The organism is Asticcacaulis aquihabitans, assembly GCF_032490435.1.
Lineage (GTDB): Bacteria > Pseudomonadota > Alphaproteobacteria > Caulobacterales > Caulobacteraceae > Asticcacaulis.
Window position 1 is genome coordinate 617,921 of sequence record NZ_JAVGWM010000001.1, and the last position, 23,443, is coordinate 641,363.

A 23,443-nucleotide genomic window follows, 5' to 3' on the forward strand; every position below is an offset into this window, starting at 1 on the left:
AGCGAGGGCCGGAGGCGTCGGGCGCCGGTTTACAGGGTCGACAGGTAATCTTCGTAGGCGGCACGATCCATCAGGGCGTCCAGTTCAGCGACGTCGCTCAGCTTGATCTTGGCGATCCAGCCACCGGCTTCCGGAACGGCATTGATGGTTTCAGGCGCACCCGACAGGTCGGTATTGGCTTCGATGACTTCGCCCGACACGGGGGCGTAAACGTCGGACGCGGCCTTGACGCTTTCGACCACGGCGAAGCTGTCACCCTTTTTCAGGGTCTTGCCGACATCGGGCACTTCAACGAAGACGACATCGCCGAGCGCTTCGGCGGCGTAGGCGGTAATGCCGACAAAGGCTTCGTTACCGGTGACTTCGACCCATTCATGATCCTTGGTGAACTTCATTTTCTTAACCCTTAGGCTTGCGGTGGTAGCCGTTCGCAACGAACGGCAGGGCGACGACTTCGGCGGCGTAGGACTTGCCGCGCGTTTCGAGTTTGAGGGCGGTGCCAACGGCCGAAGACGACGGCGGCACGAAGCCCATGGCGATGGAATAGCCGAGCGATGGCGACGGCACGCCCGATGTGACGACACCGATTTCGGCACCATCGGCGGACAGGATCTTGGCGCCTTCACGGGCGGGCGGGCCTTCCAGCACGCGCAGGGCGACGCGAACGCGCGTCAGGCCACCGTCAAGCTGGGCCTTGAGGCGGTCAATGCCCCGGATGTCGCCGCGCGTCAGGCGCGACTTGTTCATGGCGAACCCGAGATTGGCTTCAGCCAGGGTGTAGCCGGCATCCATCTCATGGCCGTACAGCGGCATACCAGCTTCGAGGCGCAGGCTATCGCGCGCGCCCAGGCCGATCGGCTTAACGATGGGGTTGGACAGGAGTTCGGCCCACAGATCGCCGACGCGGTCGGCCGGGAAGCTGATTTCGAAGCCGTCCTCGCCGGTATAGCCGGAGCGGGAAATATAGGCGACTTCGCCCAGAAGCTGGAACGTGCCGCAGTCCATGAAATACATCTCGCAGGCCGCGGGGCACAGCTCTTTCATGACGTCCTTCGCCTTGGGACCTTGCAGGGCCAGAAGGGCGCGGTCGGTCAGCACTTCGAATTCGACATCGGCGCCCGCTTCATCATTGGCGATGAAGTCGGCGATGATATCGAAATCCTGATCCTTGCAGGCGGCATTTACGACCAGGAAATAGCCTTCGGCTTCCGGACGCGACACCATCCAATCGTCAAGGATGCCGCCGTCTTCAGCCAGCAACAGCGAATATTTCTGGCGGCCTTGCGCCAAGGTGCCGAAATCGCCGGGCGTCAAGGCTTCCAGCACGGCGGTGGCGCCTTCGCCATGCAAGCGCGCCTGGCCCATATGGGACACGTCGAAGAGGCCTGCCTCGGCGCGGGTCCATTTGTGTTCGGCCAGCACGCCATCATATTTGACAGGCATGTTGTAGCCGGCGAACGGCACCATCTGGCCGCCAAGCGCCGTGTGCTGGGCATAAAGCGGGGTATTCTTGAGTAGCTCGGAATCGGACATGGGGGCTCGCAGACGGTTTGAATACGTTCTGCCCCCGCTGTCCCTTTTGGCCTGAGAGATTTGCTCCTTCGGCGAAGGCCCGTCAGGCCCTACTTTCCAGCGTTTAATGCGACGAGCGGTCCATTTTGCCTGAGCGTTTCCGGGGCGGTTGCGCCTTCGGCGGTGCGAGTCTGCACTCTCTCCCGCGAGTCTTTTCGCTTGTGCGGCAGGCGGCGTTAAGAGTCAAGGTAGCCGTCGCGTATAAATCGTTTCCGCCGTGCACGTCCGCGTGAGTCCCGCCCCACTGCGACCTATTTGTTCAGCCAGTGTACCGCCCAGAAGACGAGCAGCGCTACAATGCCTATGACCAGCGCCGCGAAGACCAGCATGACGGTCAGGCTGGTGATCTTCTGCGTGACCGGCACGTCTTCGTAGGTGAAGCTGTCGGCCGGCCAGGTCTTGGTTTGCACCAGCGTCTTCAACTCGCCCACGGTGAAATCGCGATAGACCAGACATTTGTCGGGCCACAACCACCAGAAGGGGCTGACCTTTTGTTCCGCCGGCGGTTTGACGCCGTACAGGGCCAGCAAGGTCATCATGTCGTCTATATAGAAGTCCGTTACGGCGTCGTCATCGAGATCGCCGATCAGCCAGGCGTCATCGCCGCGCGCTTCGAAGGCGGCCAGGCCTTCGGGTGTCAGGCGGGTGGCCAGGAGGTCATGCAGACGGGTGTCGAACGATTTAGCCATTGTTGACGATCAGCTTCAAATGCCCCTTTTCGCGCATTTGCGGCGGATCGTAAAGCTCCGGACGCGGTACCATCTCGCCCTTGCCCAGGAAACGCGTCTTGTACTTCGCCATCTGCGGCAGCAGGGACGCTTCGAGATGCGCCGGGGTGATATCGATGCAGCGGTCAGCGATCCGTTCGATATGACGGTTGTGATAGCGCCCGGGTGGTGTCACCAGAACCAGTGTCTTCTTCGGAAAGCGCTCCTTTAGGTATCGCGCCGTCGCCGCATGATCGCCATCCGCCGTGACGAGGTAGCAGACGTCGAAGAGATCGTCTTCGGCATCGGCGGCTATGGAGAGGGCCAGATTGACATCGCCCTGCTTTTCGACCGCTACCTGCCATTTATGGCCGCAGGCATTGCAGCCGTCCATGGCATGGACAAAGTGCCCCATCCGGCAAATGACCCCCTGCCCTTTCAAGGCCTTCATATAGTCTTCGTGGCGCTTGAGCTTGGATCTGTGGGTCGGGGAAAAGGCGGAGCACCAAACGACCCGTTTGACCACTTCGGACGACGGCGCGATGGCGCGGCCGAGCGCTTTCAGGTTCAGCCATTTCAGGTAAGGGCGTTTATAGGCGTCGACGGCGTGATAGAGATTGAAGCCGTCATAATAGAAGGCGGCGCGTTTGCGGAAAAACGGCCAGACGAAGCCGCCTTCCGAACCTGTCTCCCGCCCCTTGGACATACCCAACACCACCCGTTAACGCTTCGGTAACAGTTAAGCGCAAGTCCGGGCGTTTGTCAGCAGGTTTTACGCAGGTGGCCAGCATGGCTCGCTCCCGAAAAGATGGAAAACACGAAAAGCGACCGATGACCGTGCCTTATACCGCCCCACCTGTGGGGCGGGGGACCGCACGAGACAGCGTTTACGCTGGCGAGATGTGGTGGTGGGGGACTTGCTTCGCCTGACACGCAATCCCCAGGTGGCCCCTAGCAATAGTCTGTTCAATGTATTTCGAGATGCCCGTAAGGCCCCCACCACCACATCTTGCGCGAAGGAAACGAAAGTACTTGAATATGTTCCGTCAGTGCGGCGCGCTTCGTGCAGTCCCCCGCCCCGCAAGCAGGGCGGTATAAGTGAACAGCAATTCCGACGCCGATATGTGTAAATATGATAGGGTAAGCCATAAGAGGAGACGGCGTGTAAGCCCTCTCCTGCTGGCCTACATCTGTTCCGGTGAGGACAGGCCCATCAGGTCAAGACCCAGTTCCAATTGCCGCAAGGTCAGACTGACCAGGGCCAGACGTGATGCCTTGATGCCCGCGTCGTCACCCACAAGGACCGGACAGGCGGCGTAGAATTTCGAGAAGCCCTGAGCCAGCTTATAGACATGGTCGGCCAGAATGTTCGGCGCGCGCTTCAAGTAGGTTTCCTTCAAGGCATTGTCGAAGCCGTCGAGCAGCAGGACGAGTTCGCGTTCCGCCGCTTCGCCAACCGTAATCGCACCGGCGGCGACGCCCTGATCGACCGCCTTGCGCAGGATCGATTTCATACGCACCGCCTGATACAGCAGATACGGCCCCGTCTTGCCTTCGAAACTCATAAAGCGGTCGAGGTCGAAGATATAGTTGGTCAGGCGGTGGTTGCTCAGTTCGGCGAATTTGAGCGCAGCGATAGCGACCTTATGCGCGGTGTCGGCGAAGGCCGCTTCGGACAGGCCCTCTCCCAGGCCGGCTTCATGCAAGCGTGCCGTGGCCTTTTCCTCCGCCTGTGAAATCAGGTCATGCAGTTTCAGCGTCCCGCCGTCGCGCGTTTTGAACGGCTTGCCGTCCGTGCCGTTGACCGTCCCGTTGGCGGCATGTTCCAATTGGCCTTCGTGGGCATAGCCGGCCAGATAGGCGGCGCGGAAGACCTGTTCGAAGTGGTCGGATTGGCGCTGATCGACGATATAGAGGGTCAGGTCCGGCTGATATTCGGTCTTGCGCTGGACGATGGTGGCCAGGTCGGTCGTGCCGTACATGGACGAGCCTTCCGACGACACGACGAGCAATGGTGGCACGTCCTTCTTGTCATCGGGCTTCGCCACGCGAACGATCTGCGCCCCCTGATCGGCCTCCAGCAGGCCCTTGGCTTTCAGGTCGGCGATCATGCCTTCGATAAAGGGGTCGGCGTCGCTTTCGCCCTTCCACCAGTCGAATTCGACACTGAGCGCGCCATAGTCGCGGATCAGGGCGGTGCGGCTGACCGTCACGAAATGCTGCCACAGCGCGCGGTAGCCTCGGCGGCCCTGCTGCAATTCGCGCGTCGCCTTCTTGGCGCGGTCGCGGTAGGCTTCGTCAGCCTTGCCCTTATTGGAGGCCAGCGGATAGAGGCGTTCCAGGTCGTCGAGCGAGACCGGCGCGTCGGTGGGATAGTCACCAGTGTAATCGGCGTCAAAATAGGGCAGATCGGGTTGTTCGTCCGACACGGCGACGATGAGCAGCCCCATCTGATAGCCCCAATCGCCGAAATGGGCGTCACCCATGACCTCGTCGCCGAGGAAGCGCAGGATGCGTTTCAGGCTTTCGCCGATGACGGCGGTGCGCAGATGGCCGACATGCATTGGCTTGGCGACGTTCGGGCCGCCGAAATCGATGATGATCTTGCGCTTTTGCGCCACCTTGGGTGCCCCGAGACGCGCATCGCCGGCCAGCACATTGGCGCGGTCGGACAGGGCGTCCTTAGACAGGGTGAAATTCAAAAAGCCCGGCCCGGCGATTTCGAGTTTGGACAGGCGCGCATCGTCGGCGAAATGGCTAACGATCTTGCCCGCCACCTCGCGGGGATTGGCCTTGGCCGCCTTGGCGACGGCCAGCGCGCCGTTACACTGAAAATCGGCCAGATCCGGACGGTCCGACGCGTTCACGCGACCCGCCGAGGCGTCAAACCCTTCGGCGACAAAGGCAGCCTGGGCGCTGTCGCTCAACTGCGTCTTGAAATCGTGGGTATCGGTGAAGGCTTCGGTGAAGGCGGGCATGTGTCTATCCGGGTACAAATCGTCCCCGCTCTTACGCCACGCCGCCTGCCTGTTTCAAGTCCTAGTTCTTCAGGACACGGTTCTTCAGGCTCTACTTCTGTTCCGCATTGGTGACATAGCGGAAGTGCTTGCCTTCGCGGTTGAAGGCGGCCATCTGCGGCGTGACTTCAAACCCGACGAGGACTTCGAAGTTGGAGCCGGACACCGAAATATCCTTGCGCGGAATATAGATGCCCTGAAGACGGGTATTCAGATCCACCCGGTCCTGGCCTGGCGCGAAGGTAACCGGCAGTTCGAATTCCTGCTTGGCCAAAACCGCCGAGTCGCGTTCGGTGACGGCGACCCAATACTTGTAAACCTTGGTCTGGCCGTCGGCTTGCGGCCCGCGGCCCAGCGAGAAGCTGATATCCATGCCGACCTGGATCGGATCGGTGCCCTTATAGGCGCATTCCGATTCGATGCCGTTGATCTCGCCGGTCCATTGCGCGGCCGAGGTCGTTTCCTTGTCGTCCTTGAATTCGTGGTAGCGGGCGGCGTCGTACAACACCTTTACGTAGGGACAGGGGCCTTCGGCCTTTACGGCCTTCAGACGCAGGGAGCGATCACCCCACTCTTCGTCCTTCTTGGCCTTCTTGGCAGCCGTATCGCTGTCGTCATCGGCGCCTTGCTGCTGCTGAGCCAGCGCGGCCATGGCGCCGGCATTGAGGAAAACGCCCAGGCAAACCCCTGCCAGAATACGACGCAAAACAACGGACATAGGCGAGAAATCCCCAAAGAAATCGGTCGAGCGAAGCGCGGCGCGCATCGGTTAAGGATGTGTAGCGCCTCGATTTCACTTTTCAAAGGGTTTTATGGAGCAGTTGCGGCCAAAGTGCGGCGGAAGTTCATCACCTGTGACTTGTTGATGCCGCCCCTTGCCACGCGTCCACCGATTGCTCGGCAATAGTTGGCGCGGCGTATTCCCATGCGGCACGAAAATGATTATGTGTCAGGACATGAGTTCCGCTCCCTTGAAAGTCTACCTCGCCACGCCGCGCGGCTTTTGCGCCGGCGTTGACCGCGCCATCCAGATCGTCGAACGTGCGCTAGAGCGTTACGGCGCGCCGGTCTATGTCCGCCACGAGATCGTGCACAACAAGCACGTCGTCGACCGGCTGAAGGCGCTGGGCGCCATTTTCGTCAAGGAGCTGGAGCAGTGTCCGCCGGACCGTCCGGTTGTCTTTTCGGCGCATGGCGTTCCCAAATCCGTGCCGGCGGAAGCGCGCGACCGCCAGATGTTCTTCCTCGACGCCACCTGCCCGCTCGTGTCCAAGGTCCATGTCGAGGCCGAGCGCCATCACGACGAAGGGCGCGAAATCATCCTGATCGGCCACGCCGGCCACCCGGAAGTCATTGGCACCATGGGGCAATTGCCACCGGGCACGGTCAAGCTGATCGAAACGGTCGAACAGGCGCGCCAGTTCGTTCCGGTCGACCCGGAAAACCTGGCCTTCGTCACCCAGACCACCCTGTCGGTCGATGACACGGCCGAAATCGTCAGCGCCTTGCAGGCTCGTTTTCCGGCTATCAAGGTGCCGCATAAGGAAGATATCTGCTACGCGACCACCAACCGTCAGGACGCGGTCAAGCAGGTCTCCGGCGATTGCGATCTGGTGCTGGTCATCGGCTCAGCCAAGTCATCCAATTCGCAGCGCCTGGTCGAGGTCGCCCTGCGCGCCGGGGCCAAGGCCGCCTACCTGGTCGATGATGCCTCGTTCGTCGATTGGACGTGGTTCGAAAATGTCAGGACGTTGGGCATATCGGCGGGCGCATCGGCGCCGGAAAACCTGATCGAGGGGTTGGTGGCGGCCGTGTCGGCGCGCTTCGACGCCGAGGTGATCGAAAGCAATGGCGTGCGTGAAACCGTGACGTTCAAGCTGCCGAAAGCCGTTGCCTGATGAGCGGGACGCCACGCGCGCACGTGACGCTTTATACTGACGGCGCGTGCAAGGGAAATCCCGGCCCGGGCGGCTGGGGTTGTATCCTGATGTCGGGTCTGCACGAAAAGGAATTGTACGGCTACGAGCCGTCAACGACCAATAACCGCATGGAATTGATGGCAGCCATTGCCGGGCTGGAAGCGCTCAAAAAGCCGTGCGATGTGAAGCTCTATATCGACAGCCAGTATGTGCTCAAAGGCATGACCGAATGGATTCGCGGCTGGAAGGCGCGCGGATGGAAAACCGCCGACAAGAAGCCGGTCAAGAATGACGACCTGTGGATACGTCTGGATGCCGCGTGCCAACCGCACAAAATCAAATGGATTTGGGTGAAGGGCCACGCGGGCAATGAAATGAATGAGCGCGCCGACCAGTTGGCCAACAAGGGCATAGCCGAAGCCCGCCAGCGCGCTTAGGGCCTCAATCGCCGAAGTCGAAAATATCCGACAGGTCGAAGCCTTTCTTTTTCTTCTTGCGACCGTATTTGTCATACTGATCACGCGATTCATAGCGGCGCTCGTCGTCATCGTCATGATCGCGGCGATAGGTTTGCTGCGACTGCGGGCGGGGCTGGAGTGGTGGCGGCAACGGAATTTCCTTGGAGTCCTGCGTCAGGGAGATCAGTTTTTCCAGTTCGCCGCGGTCCAGCCACACACCCTGGCATTGCGTGCAGACGTCGATCAATATGCCTTCGCGAATGACTTCACGAAAGGCACCCTTGCAGACGGGACAGATCAAGGCGGACATGGCAGCTCCTCAGATGGTGATACCTGTCCGAGATTGGGTTTTTGTCCCAATGATCAAGAGCGATAACAGAAATGTCAGATTCAGCTACAAAGGTTTCAAGTCGCGTTTGAACCGGCGCCAGTTGCGGACATAGTGTGCGGCCGATTGTTTCAGCTTGCCGATCTGTTCCGGTGTCAGTTCGCGAACCACCCGCGCCGGCGCGCCTAGTAGTAGAACGCCATCCGGATAGACCTTGCCTTCCGGTACCACGGCGCCCGCACCGACGATGCTGTCGCGCCCGATTGTGGCGCGGCCCAGGATGACGGCGCCAATGCCGATTAGCGAATTGTCGCCGATGGTGCAGCTATGGATCATCGCCTTGTGGCCGACCGTCACATCGTTGCCGATATGCAGGGGCAGACCGTCGTCGGAATGCAGAACCGCACCGTCCTGGATATTGGTTCGGGAGCCTATGGTTATGGGATCGTTGTCGCCGCGGATGACCGCATTAAACCAGACACTGGCGTCATCGCCCAGGGTCACGTCGCCCATGACGTCCGCGGATGGGGCAATCCAGAAACGGCCCTCTTCCGGCAGAACCGGTTGATTGTCTCCCAGCTTGTATATTGCCATGGCAGGATCTCCGTACGGCTTCTTTATGACGCTTCTGCGAAATTGTCACCAATGGCTCATTCATTAAGTTCTCGCTAACCATCTGAGCCGAATCTAGATAGCGTCAGAGACGGGGAATCACTTCCCCAAATCTGACTGAACATAAGGTTTCAGCCTTAGAGGTAGATGTGGCAATTCGAGTAGCGTTCTCGTCCCTTGCTTCCCCTCCACCGCCCATTTTCGGCGATGGCGCCTCTCTTGTCTGTCGCCGAATTTCCTCCCCAATCCTGTATCGTTTACCCGAAGGCGAGCCGTTCATGGCGTCGCCTTTTTTCATGCCTCAAAGGAGACACCCATGACCAAGCGATCCGCCAAGCGTTTCATGCGCGAGGGAACCCTGGATGCCGAACAATATCAGCCAGACGCCAAGGTGCGCCGGTTGAATGTTCATGTCGGCGGTGGCTGGTCTCCGATGAACGGGAATGGCAGTCATGCCAATGAGGACCGCGACCAGAGCTATGTGAAAACCATAAAGCCGAAGTCGGAAGGTCAAGCCGCCTTGATGTCGGCCATTGACGAGAAAAATCTGGTATTGGCGCTTGGGCCGGCGGGTACGGGCAAGACCTATCTCGCCATCGCCAAGGCTGTGGAAGCACTGGAGGCCGGCAAGGTCGGCCGGATCGTTTTGTCGCGACCCGCGGTCGAAGCCGGTGAGTCGATCGGCTTCTTGCCCGGCGACATGGAAGACAAGTTGGCGCCGTATCTGCGCCCGCTGTACGACGCCCTCACCGACCGCCTCAGCATGAAGCGCGTCAAGGCGTTGATGCAGGAAGGGCTGATCGAAATTGCACCGGTCGGCTATATGCGCGGCCGCACACTCAATAATGCCTTCGTGGTCATCGACGAAGCGCAGAACTGCACCTATACCCAGCTCAAGATGTTGCTGACGCGCCTGGGCTGGAATTCGACTATGATCGTCACCGGCGATCCGGCACAGTCCGACCTGCTACCCGGCATTTCCGGTCTGGCAGACGTGGCGAACCGGTTCGAAGCGGTCGAAACCATCAAGGTGGTGCGCCTCAAGGACACCGATATCGTTCGCCATCCGTTGGTGGCGCAGATGCTTGGCGTTCTGTAGCGCCTGACCTATATAAAAGGAAACGGCCGGATCACTCCGGCCGTTTTTTTGTGCCCGCGCATATCCAGCGCGAAATAAAAAGTGGCGAGGTTGCCCTCGCCGCTTTCCGTTTATATGTCCTCGGACTTAGAAGTCCTTGGACACGTTCAGGTAGAACTGACGGCCGATAATGCCGGTCAGATATTGGCTCGAGAACGGATAGTTGCCCAGACGGGCAGCCGAACCGGCATAGATACCGGAGCCGATAACTGGCGGCTTCTTATCAGCGATATTGTTGATGCCGCCAATGATTTCGAACTGCTTGCCACGGTAACGCAGCGACAGGTCATGGGTCACGAACGGCGGCACCGAGGCCTTGTAGGTGTAGGTGCCAGCAGCATTGCCGCCGGTTTCACCATAGAAGCCCAGATTCGAGGCCGCGCCGGTGTAGTTGACGGTCCAAGCCGCCGTCCAATCCTTGTGGCGGAACTTAGTTTGAACGTCGCCAACCCAATTAGGCTGACCGATAGTCCCTTGGTAGTCGATGATAGACGAACCGGGATAAGACTGCGATTTGTAGTACTTGTACCAGCTGAACTGCGCATCGGACGACAGACGACCGAAGTTAAATTCATGCTCGTAACCGACTGTGTAGTCTATGCCCGCAGTAACCTCAGTCGGTATGTTGCGGTAGCTGGCATCGATATCAGTGATGAAGTGAGTTGTCGGGTTACGTTTAAACAAATCGCAGAAACCTGGCTCCGAACGGAATTCAGGGCGAGCATAACAGGCGCCAACAACAGAGCTACCGCTTGAGGTGATCTGGTTGCTGATCTTCGTTTTCCAGAAATCAATAGCGAGCTTGAATCCTGTGTTCGGCGGCGTAACGACGAAACCGAGCGTCGTGGCGTAGGAGGTTTCCGGCTCGAGGTACTTGCCGCCACCCGTGGTAACTTTAGCGGACGGACCGTTTCCAGTGTAGTTAGAGGGAATACCGTCGGCGGCGCAGTTGGCACGGATAGTGGCGTTAGTCTTGAACTCCCCGTCAGGCCCTAACAAACCATAATTGATACATGGATCAACGTTCGTCTGGCCCAGATAGCCGGTCTGATTGTTCAGATATAGCTCGTATAGGGCCGGGGCGCGGAAGGACGTGCAGGCGGTGCCGCGAATACGGAAGATGTTATCTACAGCCCAATTGAAGCCCGCCTTATAGGTGGTGGCATCACCAACGGAGTCATAGCTGCTGTAACGACCCGACAGGCTGAGGGTGAGATCTTCGAAAAGGAACTTGCCACGGACGACCGGGACTTCCAGTTCGCCGTAGACTTCCGACAGGCGATCGGAGCCCTTGGTGATGCCCGAAGACGTGCGGTTATAAGAATTCCCCGCGCGGGATAGTTCACCCGGCACGTCATTGATCTTGTCTTCGCGGAAACTAATGCCGAAGGCGCCACCCAGGGCACCGGCCGGCAGTTGCATGATGTCACCCGTCAGGGTGGCTTCAGCGGTCAGCTGCGAATAGTCGGTTTTGCCGTGATCAACTGTGAAGTAATAGGCTTCTTCGGCCGGGCTCAGACGGCCCGTCGTTTGCGACGTTACCGAGAACAGATTGAGCGGCACGCAGCCGGCAGGCGCGCCAGCGCCACATTCGGGTATATCCACGAACGCGTTCTGATCGAAGCCTGTACCCCAGTTGACACGGTCCGCGTAGACGGCGGTGTTGTCATATTTGCCAACGCTCTTCGAATAGGACACGTATGCATCCCAGTTCCAGGTCTTCAGCGTACCGCGTATACCACCGAGGACACGGCCCAGATCGACCTTCTGCGATGAATCAACCTCATAGATGCTGACCGGCTGGGCGTACAGCCCATGTGGCCCGATGCCGTAGAGTGCCTGTTCCGCCGGCGTGAATTGCGACGGCAGGATGTTGACCGAAGAGAAGGATGAATAATAGGGGAACAATTGTGCGAAATCGCGTTGTGACGACTTGCGTTCACCGAACATCAGTTCGGTGTATAATTCGGCACCACCCAGCCAATCCGGACGATACTGGCCCTGAGCGAACAACGATGCGCGCTTTACGGGCGAAATCGCCGTTCCATTGAGCGCCGCGTCGGGATTGTAATCTGCACGTGCAACGTCATTTACTGAATAGTTGGCCAGCGGACCGCTGGTGTGCCCCGGAGAATAGTAATAGTAGTCGTTAGTGATATTGTCGATAATTGCGCCACCCCAAACCCCGGAAGAGGAGTAGCATTTGTAATCGCCGGTGCGCGGATCGATCCGATCATTGCGCGAACCATCTGAGGTCTTGTAACGGAGCAGTTGCGGACAGGCCAGGCCGTCGCGTTGCTTGTACGTCAGCGCCTGTTGATCGTAATACTCGCCGGAGATCAGGAAGCTGCCCTTGTCGAGCGTCTTGCCGTACATGGCCGAAACGGATGAGCTATCGCCGCCGTCCTTTTCGGACTTCAGGCCGGAAGCTTCGATATGGAAGCCGTCGAAGTTCTTGGTGGTGATGATGTTGACGACACCGGCAACGGCGTCGGACCCGTAGATCGACGACGCGCCATCCTTCAGGATTTCGTAGCGAGCGACCAGCGATTGCGGGATGAAGTTCAGGTCGACGGGACCGACCGTACCGGAAACACCAGCCGGCGGCATGCGACGGCCGTTGATCAGAACCAGAGTGCGCTGAGCGCCCAAGCCACGAAGCGACAGGGTGTTGATACCCGCGCCACCGTCAACGACATAGCCGGTGAAGGTGTTGTTGATCTGGCCGGAACCGGCGGCGATGGATGAGCTTTGCAGCACCTGAGCCGCATCGATCATGCCGGCCATGGTGGACTTTTCAGCGGTGATAACCTGAACCGGGGCCGCCGAGGTGAACTCAGTGCGGCGAATGCGTGAGCCGGTAACAACGATTTCCGTTGTTTTGTCGGTCGCTGTCGTATCCGTCGGCGTGGCAGTGGTCGGCGGCGTGGTGGTTGTGGCGGTTGTGTCTTGCGCGAAGGCGGGCAGACCAAAGGCCAAGCTTGTCAGGATAGTACCCGCCAGCAGAACCTTGCGAGTAGAAATTGTCGATTTCGACATCTAGTGTCTCCAAATGAATACGCGGCCATCCCCCCGGACAAAAGTGACACTATGCCGACACAAATTCGACGCAATAGCGAAACGGTTTCATTTGAAAGATCATCTGTATGTGTGATTACTTTGTCGCACTTGCGAATGACGAAGGCCCCGCAATTGCTTGCGGAGCCCTTGTTTCATTACAAAATATTCATGTAACACGGTTACCACATCACTTGATCAAGCCGCATTTCGGCGACTTCAGATAGTCCTCCATAAGGCCGAGCGATTCCTCCTGCCATTCGGTATGCCATGGCAGGGTGTGCCACATTCCCTTGATCTCGTGGTACTCGACATCCTTCCCCGCCGCCTTCATAGCAGCGTAGAACATACGCGAGTGCTCGGTGTCGGCCTGGCGGTCGTGATCGCCATGGTAAAGCATGATGGGGATATTGGCCTTATCGACATTCTTAAGCGGGTCCATGCCATCAACGGTCTTGCCCTGGATGTCGCGCTGGATATGACTGTCGCCCCATAGATTGCCGATGCGTTGCAGGCTGGAAACGCCCGCCCCAGCGATGGCGCATTTATAAGGGCTGTTCGGCCGCACACTGGCCGCGATGGCCGCGAAGCCGCCATAGGAATAGCCCATGATGGCCAGGCGCTTGGGATCGGCAACGCCTTTAGCAACCAGATAAGCGGCTGCGTCGTCATTGTCGTCCGACATCTTCTTGCCCCACTCCTTGTCGCCCGCCTTCCAAAGCTTATCGCCCCAGCCTTCTGAACCGCGATACTGCGGCTGGATGACGGCGATGCCGCGAGTGGCGAAGAATTGCGGCCAGCCGGCCCCATCCCAGCCAAATTCGTCACGGGCCCAGGGGCCGCCATGCGGCATCACGATCAAGGGCACCGGCCCCTGTTCGGCGGTCCAGCCGGGCGGATAGGTAATGAAGGCCGGAATTTCCAGACCGTCACGCGCCTTATAGGTCACGAATTCCCCCTTGCCGAGGGTCTTTGGGTCGATCCAGGGCTTAGCCGCACCCAGCGGCTGAAGCTTACCGTCCTTGTAGAGGTAATATTGCGGCGGCAGATCCGGGGCTTCGACTTCCACCACGGCTATGTCATAGGTATCGCGGTTTATTGTCAAATATACATTTTTGCCTGGAAAACTGGCCTGAATGGACTTTTGTGCTGCCGCCCACTTTTCATCAAGATAGCTGCTCGTCGGCGCCGGACCGCTCACGTGCACGGAGAAAATTTCCGTCTTCTTGGCGGCCCGATCGATGCGGAAACCGACATTGTTGATGTCGTAGCGGTCACTGGCAAACAAGGGCTCCTTCGAGAAGCTCTGCGCCTTGATGTCGTAATCATAAATGGCGGCATGGTCGCCATTGAGGTTGGAGGCCACAACCAATTGATTTGGATCTGTGTCAAAACCCAGGATGGAAACCAGCTTGCGATCCTTGACCATGTAGCTGAGCGGCGGCTGATATACCCATTGGCCCGTCGCCTTGTCCTTGATGTAGACCTTGTACCAGAACTCGCCGTTCACGGTGTCCAGTTGTTCCTTGATCAGCGGTTCGCCGGTCGCCAGATCGACACCGGCGGCGACGTAGTTGAACTCAGTCGACCCCAGTGCCACGGTGCGCGTCTTGCCCGTCTTGGTATCCAGTTCAAAGATTTTCTGGGCGCCGTCATCCGGATCGACGGTTTGCATCAGCACCTTGGTGTCGTCATAGAGATTGCGATTGAAGATGCTGGCGGAAACGCCGCGGTCCATGGCATCCCGCATATCCTTGTTCAGCGTGCCGGTAATACGGAACGGCTCTTCGATCTTCTTACCTTCAAGATCGGAATAGTAGACCTTGCGGATGAAGGTAGGCTTTCCATCATAGCCGGTGATCGGCTGTTCGGTCAGGAAGTAGATCTTGTCGTTTGAGAAGAACTCCACCGCGTCAATGCGCTGGGTCTTAGATGGAATCCAGATCGGCGTCTTCGACAGGTCGGACGTGTCCCAGATCGAAATGACCGGCCATTGCTGGCCCTTAACGGCGATCAGGGCGGCGATGTGCTTGCCGTCCGGAGAAATGGTCACGCCGGTCATGGCATCGTATTGAGCCAGGTCGGCAATCGACACGGGCTTTGCGGGCGGCGTGTAGGCGGCGCTGGCCTGACCGGCCATAGCGCCCAGACCGAGCGCGACGCCGAACGCCACGGCGGCTGCGGATTTCAAAAGTTTCGTGGAAAGGGTGGACGACCTGCGCATGCTACGGCACTCCAGTGAACAGATTTTGAGGGAGAATTGACCCTCCCCTGACAGGCCGTCAACCTGAATGTGGCAAATTCGTGTAAGAAATTGCAACTGTTACCAATTTTTAATTTTGGCTACCCCCCTGCGCCGCAAGGCGAACAGTGTTATGACGGCTCTTATTTGACCGGCGTGAGAACGTAAGTTGTGCGGGCCGGCACGATGACGGTCAGCTTGCCCGATTGGCTGGTCAGCGGTTCGGGAGCTGGGTCGCCGGTCACCCGGAGCGACTGCACGAACGTCCCCTGCCCCACCGACACCGTGAGCGATTGTGGTCGGTCCGACAGGTTGACAAGCACCGCTGCTTGATCGTCAGCATTGGTGCGGGTGAAAACCAGCGCCGGATCGCCGGCCTTGGACTGGACGTCCAGCCGGCCCGTTCCGAAAACCGGATGATTGCGGCGCAAGGTATAGAGCGCACGGTAATATTCCAGTATGGACGACGGGTCACCCGTCTCGATGGCGACATTCTGGCTGGCGACGTTAATCGCAACGTCGCGATATGGCGTGCCGGTCGTGAAGCCGGCCGTGCGGGGATATCCCGTCCAACTCATGGGGGAGCGGAGGCCCGGATCGTTATGCGCGCCGCCATTGCTCATCCCGATCTCTTCGCCATAGTAGGAAAACGGAGTGGTGGAGGCCAGGATGGAAATCGCCGCCGACAGTCGGTAGCCGGCGAAACCGTTGATGCCGAACTGGTTGGTCAGACGGTCTCCGACATAGGCATCATGGCTTTGCAGGGCCAGCGGCATTACAGCTTCATTGGGATTGCCAAGCTGGCGGATCAACGGCGCCTGCACGACGCCCGTCTTGGCGCTTTCGACAATTGACTGCTGTACGCCATAGGCAAACGCGCTACAGGCATGGACGTACATGTCCGCGCCTTCCGACGCCTCGCAAATCATGTAGCGGTTGTCGTATTCGTCCAGGGTCTGGCGAAGCTTGGCGACAATGCCGGGATTGGCGGGGTTATTGAAATAGCTTTTCTTGCCATCCTCGATCAGCATGGTGACGGCGTCGAGCCGGAAACCATCGACGCCCTTGTTCATCCAAAAGCGCATCGTGTCCTGAAGATAGGCGATGACCTTCGGATTTTTCAGGTTCCAGTCGGGCATGCTGTCGGAAAAGACGGCGTAATATTGGCCGACACCACCGGGAACGGTTTTCGCCACCGGCTTCCATGGATCGGTCCAGTAGGCGCCGCTTACGCCAGCCATCGTCTTGTCGTACCAGCCCGGATTCTTGTCGGCGAAGACGTACCAGTCGCGGTACGGACTTGTTCGCGACCGGGCGGCGTCCTGAAAGACGGCGCTTCCACTGCCCGAATGGTTAATAACAAAATCGATGATGACGCCTATGCCGCGTTTATGCGCTTCCGCAATGAAGCGTTCGAAGTCAGCCATGGTGCCGTAGGCGGGCTCGACGGCGCGATAATCGTTGACGGCGTAGCCGTGGTCACCGTCCTGGCTCGGCATCATCGGCATCAACCAGATGCCCGTGACGCCGAGAGATTGCAGATAGTCGAGCTGCGAGGTCAGGCCATTGAAGTCGCCGACGCCATCGCCGTCACTGTCCTTATAGGACCGGACGAAGATTTCCATAAAGGCGGCAGTCTTGTTCCAGTCCTTGGGCAAGGCGCTGGCCTTGTGTTCGGCGGCGACCGGCGACACGTCGATCTGGGCATGGGCGTTGCCCGCCAGAAGGGCGAGCACAGAGACGGCGACGCCGAGCGCCATTCGCGTAAAAGACATGATCAACTCCCTGTTTTTCAGCAGGGTGACAGGTCATATCCACCTTGGGAAGTTGAATACGTATGCGCGGCCTATCGTTCCATAATGCGGACATCGCGCCAGTTGGGCTGGAACGACCAGATCTTGGCGCCATGCGCCGCGATAACGATGCGGCGATCGCCGCGCCATCCGACCGAAATATCCGCGGGCCTGTCGGGGTGGCCATCATCGAAGGTGGCGACCGCCCTGCCGCCCTTCATCAGGCCTTCGGTTCGGCGCAACACGACTTCCTTGACGGCGGATGAGCCGACACAGGTCTTGGCGACAATATCGACGGTATACCGGCCCGTTGGCGAGGCAATGGTTTTCAGATGCTCTTCGTGACAGAGGCCCAAACGGTTGCAATCCGTGAGGCTGAGGGTAAGCCCTGCGGTCAATGTAATCAGGCAAGACGTGCGTACGCCCATGGCCCGGCAATGCTCCCTGCGCGATTCGATAATCGCCTTGCCATCACCATACACCTGAAGGATTAAAACTTTCCACAGGTCCAATTTTACACAGACTGGGGATAAGGTGGCATCCATCTGAATTTACAGACTCTTTATGCGGTGCGTTTGGTCCCTCATATTATCCCTATGTGGATAAGGCGTATTTTGGCTGGGAATAAGGAGCGCAGCCATGGACATCTACACCTATATCATCCGCGACCACCGTAAGGTCGCCGGTCTGATGGAAGAGCTTATGGCTATCCGTCTCCCCACCGTGCGTCAGACTCTCTTCGACCAGATAAAAGCCGAACTAATTCTGCATAATGACAGTGAGGAACGCACCTTCTACGCCGCCCTGGAGCACGCCACCCAGACCCAGGACATGAACAACAGGCTGGAGGCCGCCGAGCACGAGCATCATGAAATCAAGGCGATTTTACACGTCATGAGCCGCCTGTCGATTTCCAGCGAAGAGTGGATGGAAAAGTTCGGCGAATTGAAATTTGCCATCGAACACCATGTCGCCAAGGAAGAAGGCGAAGTTTTCGTCCGCGCGAAGGACATCATCTCACCGCTGGATGCCCACCGGCTGGCCTTGCAGATGGACGCGCTGAAGCAGCAGTTGCGCGCCAATCTCCACGCGACGGCGGACTGATCACCGGTAATTGGCCCTTTTCAGCACCACCGGAAGCGCCAGCAGATAGAGCCCTGCGCCCAGGATCCAGACAAGCCCGGGGAGACGATCTCTGGATAAGAAATAGATATTCAGGATCAGGATAGGACCGATAATTGCGGCAAGGCTTTGCAGGCTGGCAAGGACGCCTTGCAACTGTCCCTGACGATCTTCGGACACCTGTTTGCTGATAACGGCTGTCAGCACGCTTGGTCCCATGCCGCCAAAGCCATCGCGCTAGGAACACCGTAAGGCGAATAGCGCCTCAAGAGGCCTCCGGCAGACGTGGCTGGACGCGGAACAGAGACAACACCCAATAGACGACTGCCGCGGCGAAAAAGGCCGGCAGGGTCGCGCCAAGCGCGGGCATGCGCGCCAGCACCATGTAATAGGTGGCGATCCCAATTACCCATGCGGCAAAGGCGATCAGGTTCAGACCGAACGTAAAGCCATATATGCCTTTCGGGCTACGGATTTGAGCCACCTCTACCTGTCGCTTGCGGATCAGAAAATGGTCGACCAGCAGCACACCGTACAGCGGCGTAAACACCGATCCAATGGCGTAAAGGAACGTCATGAAGCCCGACATGGGCACGAAGAGGGCGATCGCCGTGCAGACGAGGCCGAACAGGATCGCCAGATGCTTGATCCGGAAATGCAGCAGCGATCCCAATGACGTGGCGGCCGAGAAGATATCGGCAAAGATGTTGTCCGTCTCGTCGATCAGGATGAACAACAGGGCAAGCCCGCCGCCAGTCATGGCCAGAGCAGACAAAAGCATGTTGTCTGGATTGTAGGCGGCGCTCACCGCATAGGCGGCGCCAAGCGCGAAAAACCAGATATTGGCGATGGCGTAACCGGCGGCGCTACCGCGAAACATGCCCTTGGCGCTTTTGCCGAAGCGGGCATAGTCGGCGATCAACGGCAACCACGACAAGGGCATGGCGATGACCAGGTCGATGCCTCCGCCGAATGACAGCGAGCCATCGCCCTTGCGCGCCAGGGCGGCGGTCAGGTCAGGGCCCGAAATCAGAGTGAAGCTAAGCCAGGCCGCACCGGCCAGCAGCAGCCATATGCCGTAGCTGCGCAGGAAGCGGCGAATGAAGCTCAATGGCCCCATTATGGCCAGTGCTGTGGCCGCCGCGCCGAACAGCAGCGTCCACACGACCGGCGCGCCAAAATGGAAGGTTTTCTGCGACAGGGTGTTGGCCGCATCACGCATGGCGATGATTTCGAACGCGCCCCAGCCGACGAGCTGCACAATATTGAGCACCGCCGCCACCGAGGCACCGCGTACGCCCAGGGTCGGGCGCAGCGCGGCCATGGTGGCCAGGCCGGTATCCGCACCGATCACCCCGGCCAGGCCCAGCAGCACAGCGCCAGCGCACGAGCCTATAGCGATAGCCGCCAGGGCTTCGACAAGCGACAGGCCGGGGATGAGCGCCGCCCCGGCCTGAAGCACCAGCAGGCCAATGCCGAGCGAAAACCACAGGGAAAAGGCATCCAGCGCCGACAGCTTGCGCTTGTTGGCCGGCACGGGGACCAGCGGATCATAGGCTTCCTGGTCGGAAATCGGCAGATTATCGGACATGCACCCACGCTTGTGGAATCGGGGAAACCGTCATCCTTAGCAGAGCGTCGTCTTTACGCAAGAAACCACACCGGGTGCGCGGATGGCCTTTATACAAACGTCATGACCGTCAACTCATGACGTTTTGGCCATGATGTTGGCCATGACGTTTTATAAGGGCGACCGCCCGCCGCCGCCGATGCGGCGAGCCATGCGGCATTTGAGCTAAAAAAGGCGAATACCAATGAAGCGGTTCTACACCGCGCATCAGGTATTAGCCGCGTCCGCCGATCAGATCACCCAGCCCGCCGAGGATGGAGCCTTCGCCGCGCGACGGCCCGCCGCCGCCGATCGCCGCACCAATGCGCCCAGCCAGACGCGCGAACGGCAGGGATTGTATCCACACCTTGCCCGGCCCGGTCAGCTGCGCGAAGAAGACCCCTTCCCCGCCAAAGATCATCGACTTGACGCCGCCCGCCTGGATCAGGTCGAAATCGACCGTATCGGTAAAGGCCGCCACGCAGCCCGTATCGACATGCAGCTGTTCGCCCGCCTTCAGTTCGCGTTCGATGACCATGCCGCCGAATTGAACGAAGACCCAACCGTCGCCTTCGAGCTTCTGCATGATGAACCCTTCGCCGCCGAACAGCCCGGTCATGATGCGCTTTTGAAAGGCGATACCGAGTGATACGCCCTTGGCCGCCGCCAGAAAGGCGTCCTTCTGACAGATCAGACGGCCGCCGACCTGATCGAGCTTGATCGGGATGATCGCACCCGGCACCGGCGCGGCAAAGGCGACCCGCGCCTTGCCCTGGCCATTGTGCGTGAACACCGTGGTGAACAGGCTTTCGCCGGTGACGAGACGTTTGCCTGCGCCGAGCAGTGCCCCCATGAAACCACCACCTTGTTGGCCGGAACCGTCACCGAAGACGGTGGTCATGCCGACCGATGCATCCTTCCACACCATGGCGCCGGCTTCCGCGATGGCACTCTCGCCCGGGTCGAGTTCGATCTCGAGGAACTGCAATTCCTGGCCCTTGATGTCGAAATCGATATCGTCCGCGATGCCCGACTTGGCATGATGATGGGTTACGGGAACGGATGGGGTGCCGAACATGGGAGTCCTCTCAATGGTTGGGACCTTAGACTTGGGGATTGCGAAGACGATGTTGAAGGGGATTACACAGATTTAAGGTAGATCGCGACCTCAGACCTCGGGCGCGCACTAAACATCTTGACGCCCCCGCCTGGTCCCCTATGCTCCGCCGCAGTTCACCGGAGTGTCCGCAAGCCTATGCGGGCTGAGACTGGAGGCTTGATGCCGCCTCCTAAAACCGCCGAACCTGATCCGGGTCATGCCGGCGAAGGGAGATGGATACGCGACGGCCCTTGCCAATCGGATAGCCGATAAGCCCGGAGCCACGAGCGCCCGCAATCTACGCGCATGATCCTTCTGAATTTGGAAGGATTTTACAATGAACAAACCCGTTGTCGCCAAGGCGATCAAGGTCGAGAATTCCCCCATTCCCGGCTCGCATAAGGTCTATCAGTCAGGCACGCTGTTTCCCGACATCAAGGTGCCGTTCCGCGAGGTCTGCGTCCACCACACCGCACGTGAAGCCCCGCTCACCATCTACGATTCGTCGGGCCCCTATACGGATGAGGCCTTCACACCGGACATTGCCCGGGGGCTGCCGCGTCTGCGCGAACAGTGGATCGTCGATCGCGGCGATGTCGAATATATCGAGGCGCGCGAGGTCAAGCCGGAAGACAATGGCAATGTCTCCGAAGGCAAGCTGGCGCCGCAATTCCCGAATCTCCCCAAGGTGCTGCGCGCCCGCGACGGCAAATCCGTCACCCAGTTCGAATATGCCCGCCGCGGCATCATCACACCGGAAATGGAATATATCGCCATCCGCGAAAACCTGCGCCGCGCCGCCGACGCAGACGTCATTCGCGACGGCGAGGATTTCGGCGCCTCAATCCCGGACTATATCACGCCGGAATTCGTTCGTGACGAAGTGGCGCGCGGCCGCGCCATCATCCCCGCCAACATCAACCACCCCGAAGTCGAACCGATGATCATCGGCCGTAACTTCCTGGTCAAGATCAACGCCAATATCGGCAATTCGGCCGTGACCTCCTCGATGGAAGAAGAGGTCGAAAAGATGGTGTGGGCCATCCGCTGGGGCGCCGACAATGTCATGGATCTGTCGACAGGCCGCAACATTCACAACATCCGCGAATGGATCATCCGCAATTCGCCCGCCCCCATCGGCACGGTGCCGATCTATCAGGCGCTGGAAAAGGTAAATGGCGTGGCCGAGGACCTGACCTGGGAGGTGTATCGCGACACCCTTATCGAACAGGCTCAGCAGGGTGTGGACTATTTCACGATCCATGCCGGCGTGCGCCTGGCCTACATCCATCTGACCGCCAAACGCGTCACCGGCATCGTGTCGCGTGGCGGATCGATCATGGCAAAGTGGTGCCTGGCCCACCATAAGGAAAACTTCCTCTACACCCATTTCGAAGAGATCTGCGACATCATGCGCGCCTATGATGTGTCGTTCTCGCTGGGCGACGGCTTGCGTCCAGGCTCAATCGCCGACGCGAACGACGCGGCCCAGTTCGCTGAACTCGACACCCTGGGCGAATTGACCCGGATCGCCTGGGCCAAGGGCTGCCAGGTCATGATCGAAGGCCCCGGCCACGTGCCGATGCACAAGATCAAGGCCAATATGGATAAGCAACTCAAGACCTGCGGCGAAGCGCCCTTCTATACGCTTGGGCCACTGACGACCGATATCGCGCCGGGTTACGATCACATCACTTCGGCCATCGGTGCGGCCATGATCGGCTGGTACGGCACGGCCATGCTGTGCTATGTCACCCCAAAGGAGCACCTTGGCCTGCCCGACCGTAAGGACGTCAAGGACGGCGTCATCGCCTACAAGATCGCCGCCCATGCCGCCGACCTGGCCAAGGGACATCCTGGCGCACGCATGTGGGACGACGCCATGAGCCGCGCCCGCTTCGAATTCCGCTGGGAGGACCAGTTCAATCTGGGGCTCGATCCGGAAACGGCCCGCGCCTTCCACGACGAGACCTTGCCCAAGGAAGCGCATAAGACGGCGCATTTCTGTTCCATGTGCGGGCCGAAGTTCTGCTCGATGAAGATCAGCCAGGAGGTACGCGAATTCGCCGCCGGCCTGACCGACAATGAGCGGGCCGATATTGAAAACAGCCATATCCAGTCGGGCATGAGCGAGATGTCGCAGAAGTTCAAGGCCTTGGGGTCCGAGATCGACGTCCCGGCCGAATAGAGCGCCTGGCGTAACAATGGTCGCAGTTGAAGCGCAGGCACAAAACGCCTGCGCTTTTTTCATGTGCGCTACGGCGGGTACAAAATGTTTCCATTGCAACTTGTAAAGCGAAAGAATTTCGCCTATATAGGGAAGGTCAGTCGTGACAGGGCGCGTGTTTTCAACCGCTGCCGGACTGATTCTATCCCTACATAAAAAAGGACTGCGCGGGTCAAACCGCCAGCAGACATACAATGCAAAACCAAAACAAAATCCTGAACTATCCCGTGCGTCCTGACCTGCGCGTCATTTCGGCCAGGGCCGCGCGCACGGTTAAGACCACGCTCGGCTTCAGCCCGCGTGAATTGCGCCGCCTTGTCGCCGACATGATCGACTGACCCCTTCTGCGGCAGGTCATCAGGACGACACGGCGGACGCCGACATCTACGAGACACGCGCAGAATGGACATCCGGATGACGGGCCCTAGGGCTTGTCTGTCCGTCATGAGATAAAAAAACACCCCGCCCTTTTCAAGGGCGGGGTGTTCCTGGTTTTGGGAAGGGCGCGCCAACACCCTCCCCCGTTTTCATCCGGCCTGCGGC

General features: G+C 59.1%; 21 protein-coding genes and 2 riboswitches. Of the genes, 6 read left to right on the forward strand and 15 right to left on the reverse strand.

Annotated elements, in window-relative coordinates:
- Positions 1 to 29 precede the first annotated feature (29 nt).
- From gcvH to RCJ00_RS03085, 6 genes are all read right to left on the reverse strand, one after another.
- Positions 30 to 395, reverse strand: a complete 366-nt coding sequence (gene gcvH, locus RCJ00_RS03060; protein ID WP_316220201.1) for a glycine cleavage system protein GcvH — start codon at positions 393 to 395, stop codon at positions 30 to 32.
- Between the two features lie 4 nt (positions 396 to 399).
- Positions 400 to 1,533, reverse strand: coding sequence for a glycine cleavage system aminomethyltransferase GcvT (gene gcvT, locus RCJ00_RS03065; protein WP_316220202.1), 1,134 nt, complete (start codon positions 1,531 to 1,533; stop codon positions 400 to 402).
- Between the two features lie 106 nt (positions 1,534 to 1,639).
- Positions 1,640 to 1,728, reverse strand: a riboswitch (glycine riboswitch).
- 95 nt (positions 1,729 to 1,823) lie between these two features.
- The gene (locus RCJ00_RS03070; protein WP_316220203.1) at positions 1,824 to 2,261 is read right to left on the reverse strand and encodes a hypothetical protein; all 438 of its coding nucleotides are present in this window, start codon (positions 2,259 to 2,261) and stop codon (positions 1,824 to 1,826) included.
- Complete coding sequence (locus tag RCJ00_RS03075) at positions 2,254 to 2,985, reverse strand: NYN domain-containing protein (protein WP_316220205.1); 732 nt, start codon at positions 2,983 to 2,985, stop codon at positions 2,254 to 2,256. The genes RCJ00_RS03070 and RCJ00_RS03075 overlap by 8 nt, the downstream gene beginning before the upstream one ends.
- Positions 2,986 to 3,463: 478 nt before the next feature.
- Positions 3,464 to 5,257 (reverse strand): arginine--tRNA ligase, encoded by a 1,794-nt coding sequence (argS, locus tag RCJ00_RS03080; protein ID WP_316220207.1) that lies wholly within the window; start codon positions 5,255 to 5,257, stop codon positions 3,464 to 3,466.
- 91 nt (positions 5,258 to 5,348) lie between these two features.
- Positions 5,349 to 6,014, reverse strand: coding sequence for a Tat pathway signal sequence domain protein (locus RCJ00_RS03085; RefSeq protein WP_316220209.1), 666 nt, complete (start codon positions 6,012 to 6,014; stop codon positions 5,349 to 5,351).
- 226 nt (positions 6,015 to 6,240) lie between these two features.
- Here RCJ00_RS03085 and ispH point away from each other — a divergent pair, with 226 nt between their 5' ends.
- Both ispH and rnhA read left to right on the forward strand, forming a co-directional pair.
- A complete protein-coding gene (gene ispH, locus RCJ00_RS03090) occupies positions 6,241 to 7,194 on the forward strand; it encodes a 4-hydroxy-3-methylbut-2-enyl diphosphate reductase (protein ID WP_316221082.1) in 954 nt (317 codons plus the stop codon).
- Positions 7,194 to 7,652 carry a ribonuclease HI gene (gene rnhA, locus RCJ00_RS03095; RefSeq protein ID WP_316220211.1) on the forward strand — a complete coding sequence of 153 codons (459 nt, stop codon included), beginning with the start codon at positions 7,194 to 7,196 and terminating at the stop codon, positions 7,650 to 7,652. Before ispH ends, rnhA begins: the two co-directional genes overlap by 1 nt.
- A gap of 4 nt (positions 7,653 to 7,656) precedes the next feature.
- On the opposite strand, the gene RCJ00_RS03100 is transcribed toward rnhA, so the two are convergent.
- Entirely contained in the window at positions 7,657 to 7,983 is a 327-nt protein-coding gene (locus tag RCJ00_RS03100) for a TFIIB-type zinc ribbon-containing protein (RefSeq protein WP_316220212.1), read from the reverse strand.
- Positions 7,984 to 8,067: 84 nt separating this feature from the next.
- Positions 8,068 to 8,595: a gamma carbonic anhydrase family protein gene (locus tag RCJ00_RS03105; RefSeq protein ID WP_316220213.1), complete on the reverse strand. Its 528-nt coding sequence runs from the start codon at positions 8,593 to 8,595 to the stop codon at positions 8,068 to 8,070.
- A 334-nt stretch (positions 8,596 to 8,929) separates the two neighbouring features.
- Between RCJ00_RS03105 and RCJ00_RS03110 the strand changes: the two genes are divergently transcribed.
- Positions 8,930 to 9,712, forward strand: coding sequence for a PhoH family protein (locus RCJ00_RS03110; RefSeq protein ID WP_316220214.1), 783 nt, complete (start codon positions 8,930 to 8,932; stop codon positions 9,710 to 9,712).
- Between the two features lie 126 nt (positions 9,713 to 9,838).
- Here the strand turns inward: RCJ00_RS03110 and RCJ00_RS03115 are convergent, their stop codons facing one another.
- From RCJ00_RS03115 to RCJ00_RS03130, 4 genes are all read right to left on the reverse strand, one after another.
- Positions 9,839 to 12,790: a TonB-dependent receptor plug domain-containing protein gene (locus RCJ00_RS03115; protein WP_316220215.1), complete on the reverse strand. Its 2,952-nt coding sequence runs from the start codon at positions 12,788 to 12,790 to the stop codon at positions 9,839 to 9,841.
- A gap of 208 nt (positions 12,791 to 12,998) precedes the next feature.
- Complete coding sequence (locus tag RCJ00_RS03120; protein WP_316220216.1) at positions 12,999 to 15,032, reverse strand: alpha/beta hydrolase family protein; 2,034 nt, start codon at positions 15,030 to 15,032, stop codon at positions 12,999 to 13,001.
- Positions 15,033 to 15,193: 161 nt separating this feature from the next.
- A complete protein-coding gene (locus RCJ00_RS03125; protein ID WP_316220217.1) occupies positions 15,194 to 16,825 on the reverse strand; it encodes an alpha-amylase family glycosyl hydrolase in 1,632 nt (543 codons plus the stop codon).
- Positions 16,826 to 16,896: 71 nt separating this feature from the next.
- Positions 16,897 to 17,271: a hypothetical protein gene (locus RCJ00_RS03130; RefSeq protein ID WP_316220218.1), complete on the reverse strand. Its 375-nt coding sequence runs from the start codon at positions 17,269 to 17,271 to the stop codon at positions 16,897 to 16,899.
- A 211-nt stretch (positions 17,272 to 17,482) separates the two neighbouring features.
- On the opposite strand from RCJ00_RS03130, the gene RCJ00_RS03135 reads away from it, so the two are divergent.
- Positions 17,483 to 17,947: a hemerythrin domain-containing protein gene (locus tag RCJ00_RS03135; RefSeq protein ID WP_316220219.1), complete on the forward strand. Its 465-nt coding sequence runs from the start codon at positions 17,483 to 17,485 to the stop codon at positions 17,945 to 17,947.
- On the opposite strand, the gene RCJ00_RS03140 is transcribed toward RCJ00_RS03135, so the two are convergent.
- The 3 genes from RCJ00_RS03140 to RCJ00_RS03150 all read right to left on the reverse strand — a co-directional run bounded on the left by RCJ00_RS03140 (position 17,948) and on the right by RCJ00_RS03150 (position 20,652).
- Complete coding sequence (locus RCJ00_RS03140; protein WP_316220220.1) at positions 17,948 to 18,172, reverse strand: tetracycline resistance protein; 225 nt, start codon at positions 18,170 to 18,172, stop codon at positions 17,948 to 17,950.
- A 58-nt stretch (positions 18,173 to 18,230) separates the two neighbouring features.
- A complete protein-coding gene (gene cytX, locus RCJ00_RS03145) occupies positions 18,231 to 19,556 on the reverse strand; it encodes a putative hydroxymethylpyrimidine transporter CytX (RefSeq protein WP_316220221.1) in 1,326 nt (441 codons plus the stop codon).
- Positions 19,557 to 19,809: 253 nt separating this feature from the next.
- Positions 19,810 to 20,652: a TIGR00266 family protein gene (locus RCJ00_RS03150; RefSeq protein ID WP_316220222.1), complete on the reverse strand. Its 843-nt coding sequence runs from the start codon at positions 20,650 to 20,652 to the stop codon at positions 19,810 to 19,812.
- Positions 20,653 to 20,801: 149 nt separating this feature from the next.
- A riboswitch (TPP riboswitch) is annotated at positions 20,802 to 20,923 on the forward strand.
- An 87-nt stretch (positions 20,924 to 21,010) separates the two neighbouring features.
- Here RCJ00_RS03150 and thiC point away from each other — a divergent pair.
- Together thiC and RCJ00_RS03160 are read left to right on the forward strand one after the other, a co-directional pair.
- Positions 21,011 to 22,861: a phosphomethylpyrimidine synthase ThiC gene (gene thiC / locus RCJ00_RS03155; RefSeq protein ID WP_316220223.1), complete on the forward strand. Its 1,851-nt coding sequence runs from the start codon at positions 21,011 to 21,013 to the stop codon at positions 22,859 to 22,861.
- 233 nt (positions 22,862 to 23,094) lie between these two features.
- Positions 23,095 to 23,238, forward strand: coding sequence for a hypothetical protein (locus RCJ00_RS03160; RefSeq protein ID WP_155913694.1), 144 nt, complete (start codon positions 23,095 to 23,097; stop codon positions 23,236 to 23,238).
- Positions 23,239 to 23,443: the final 205 nt, after the last annotated feature.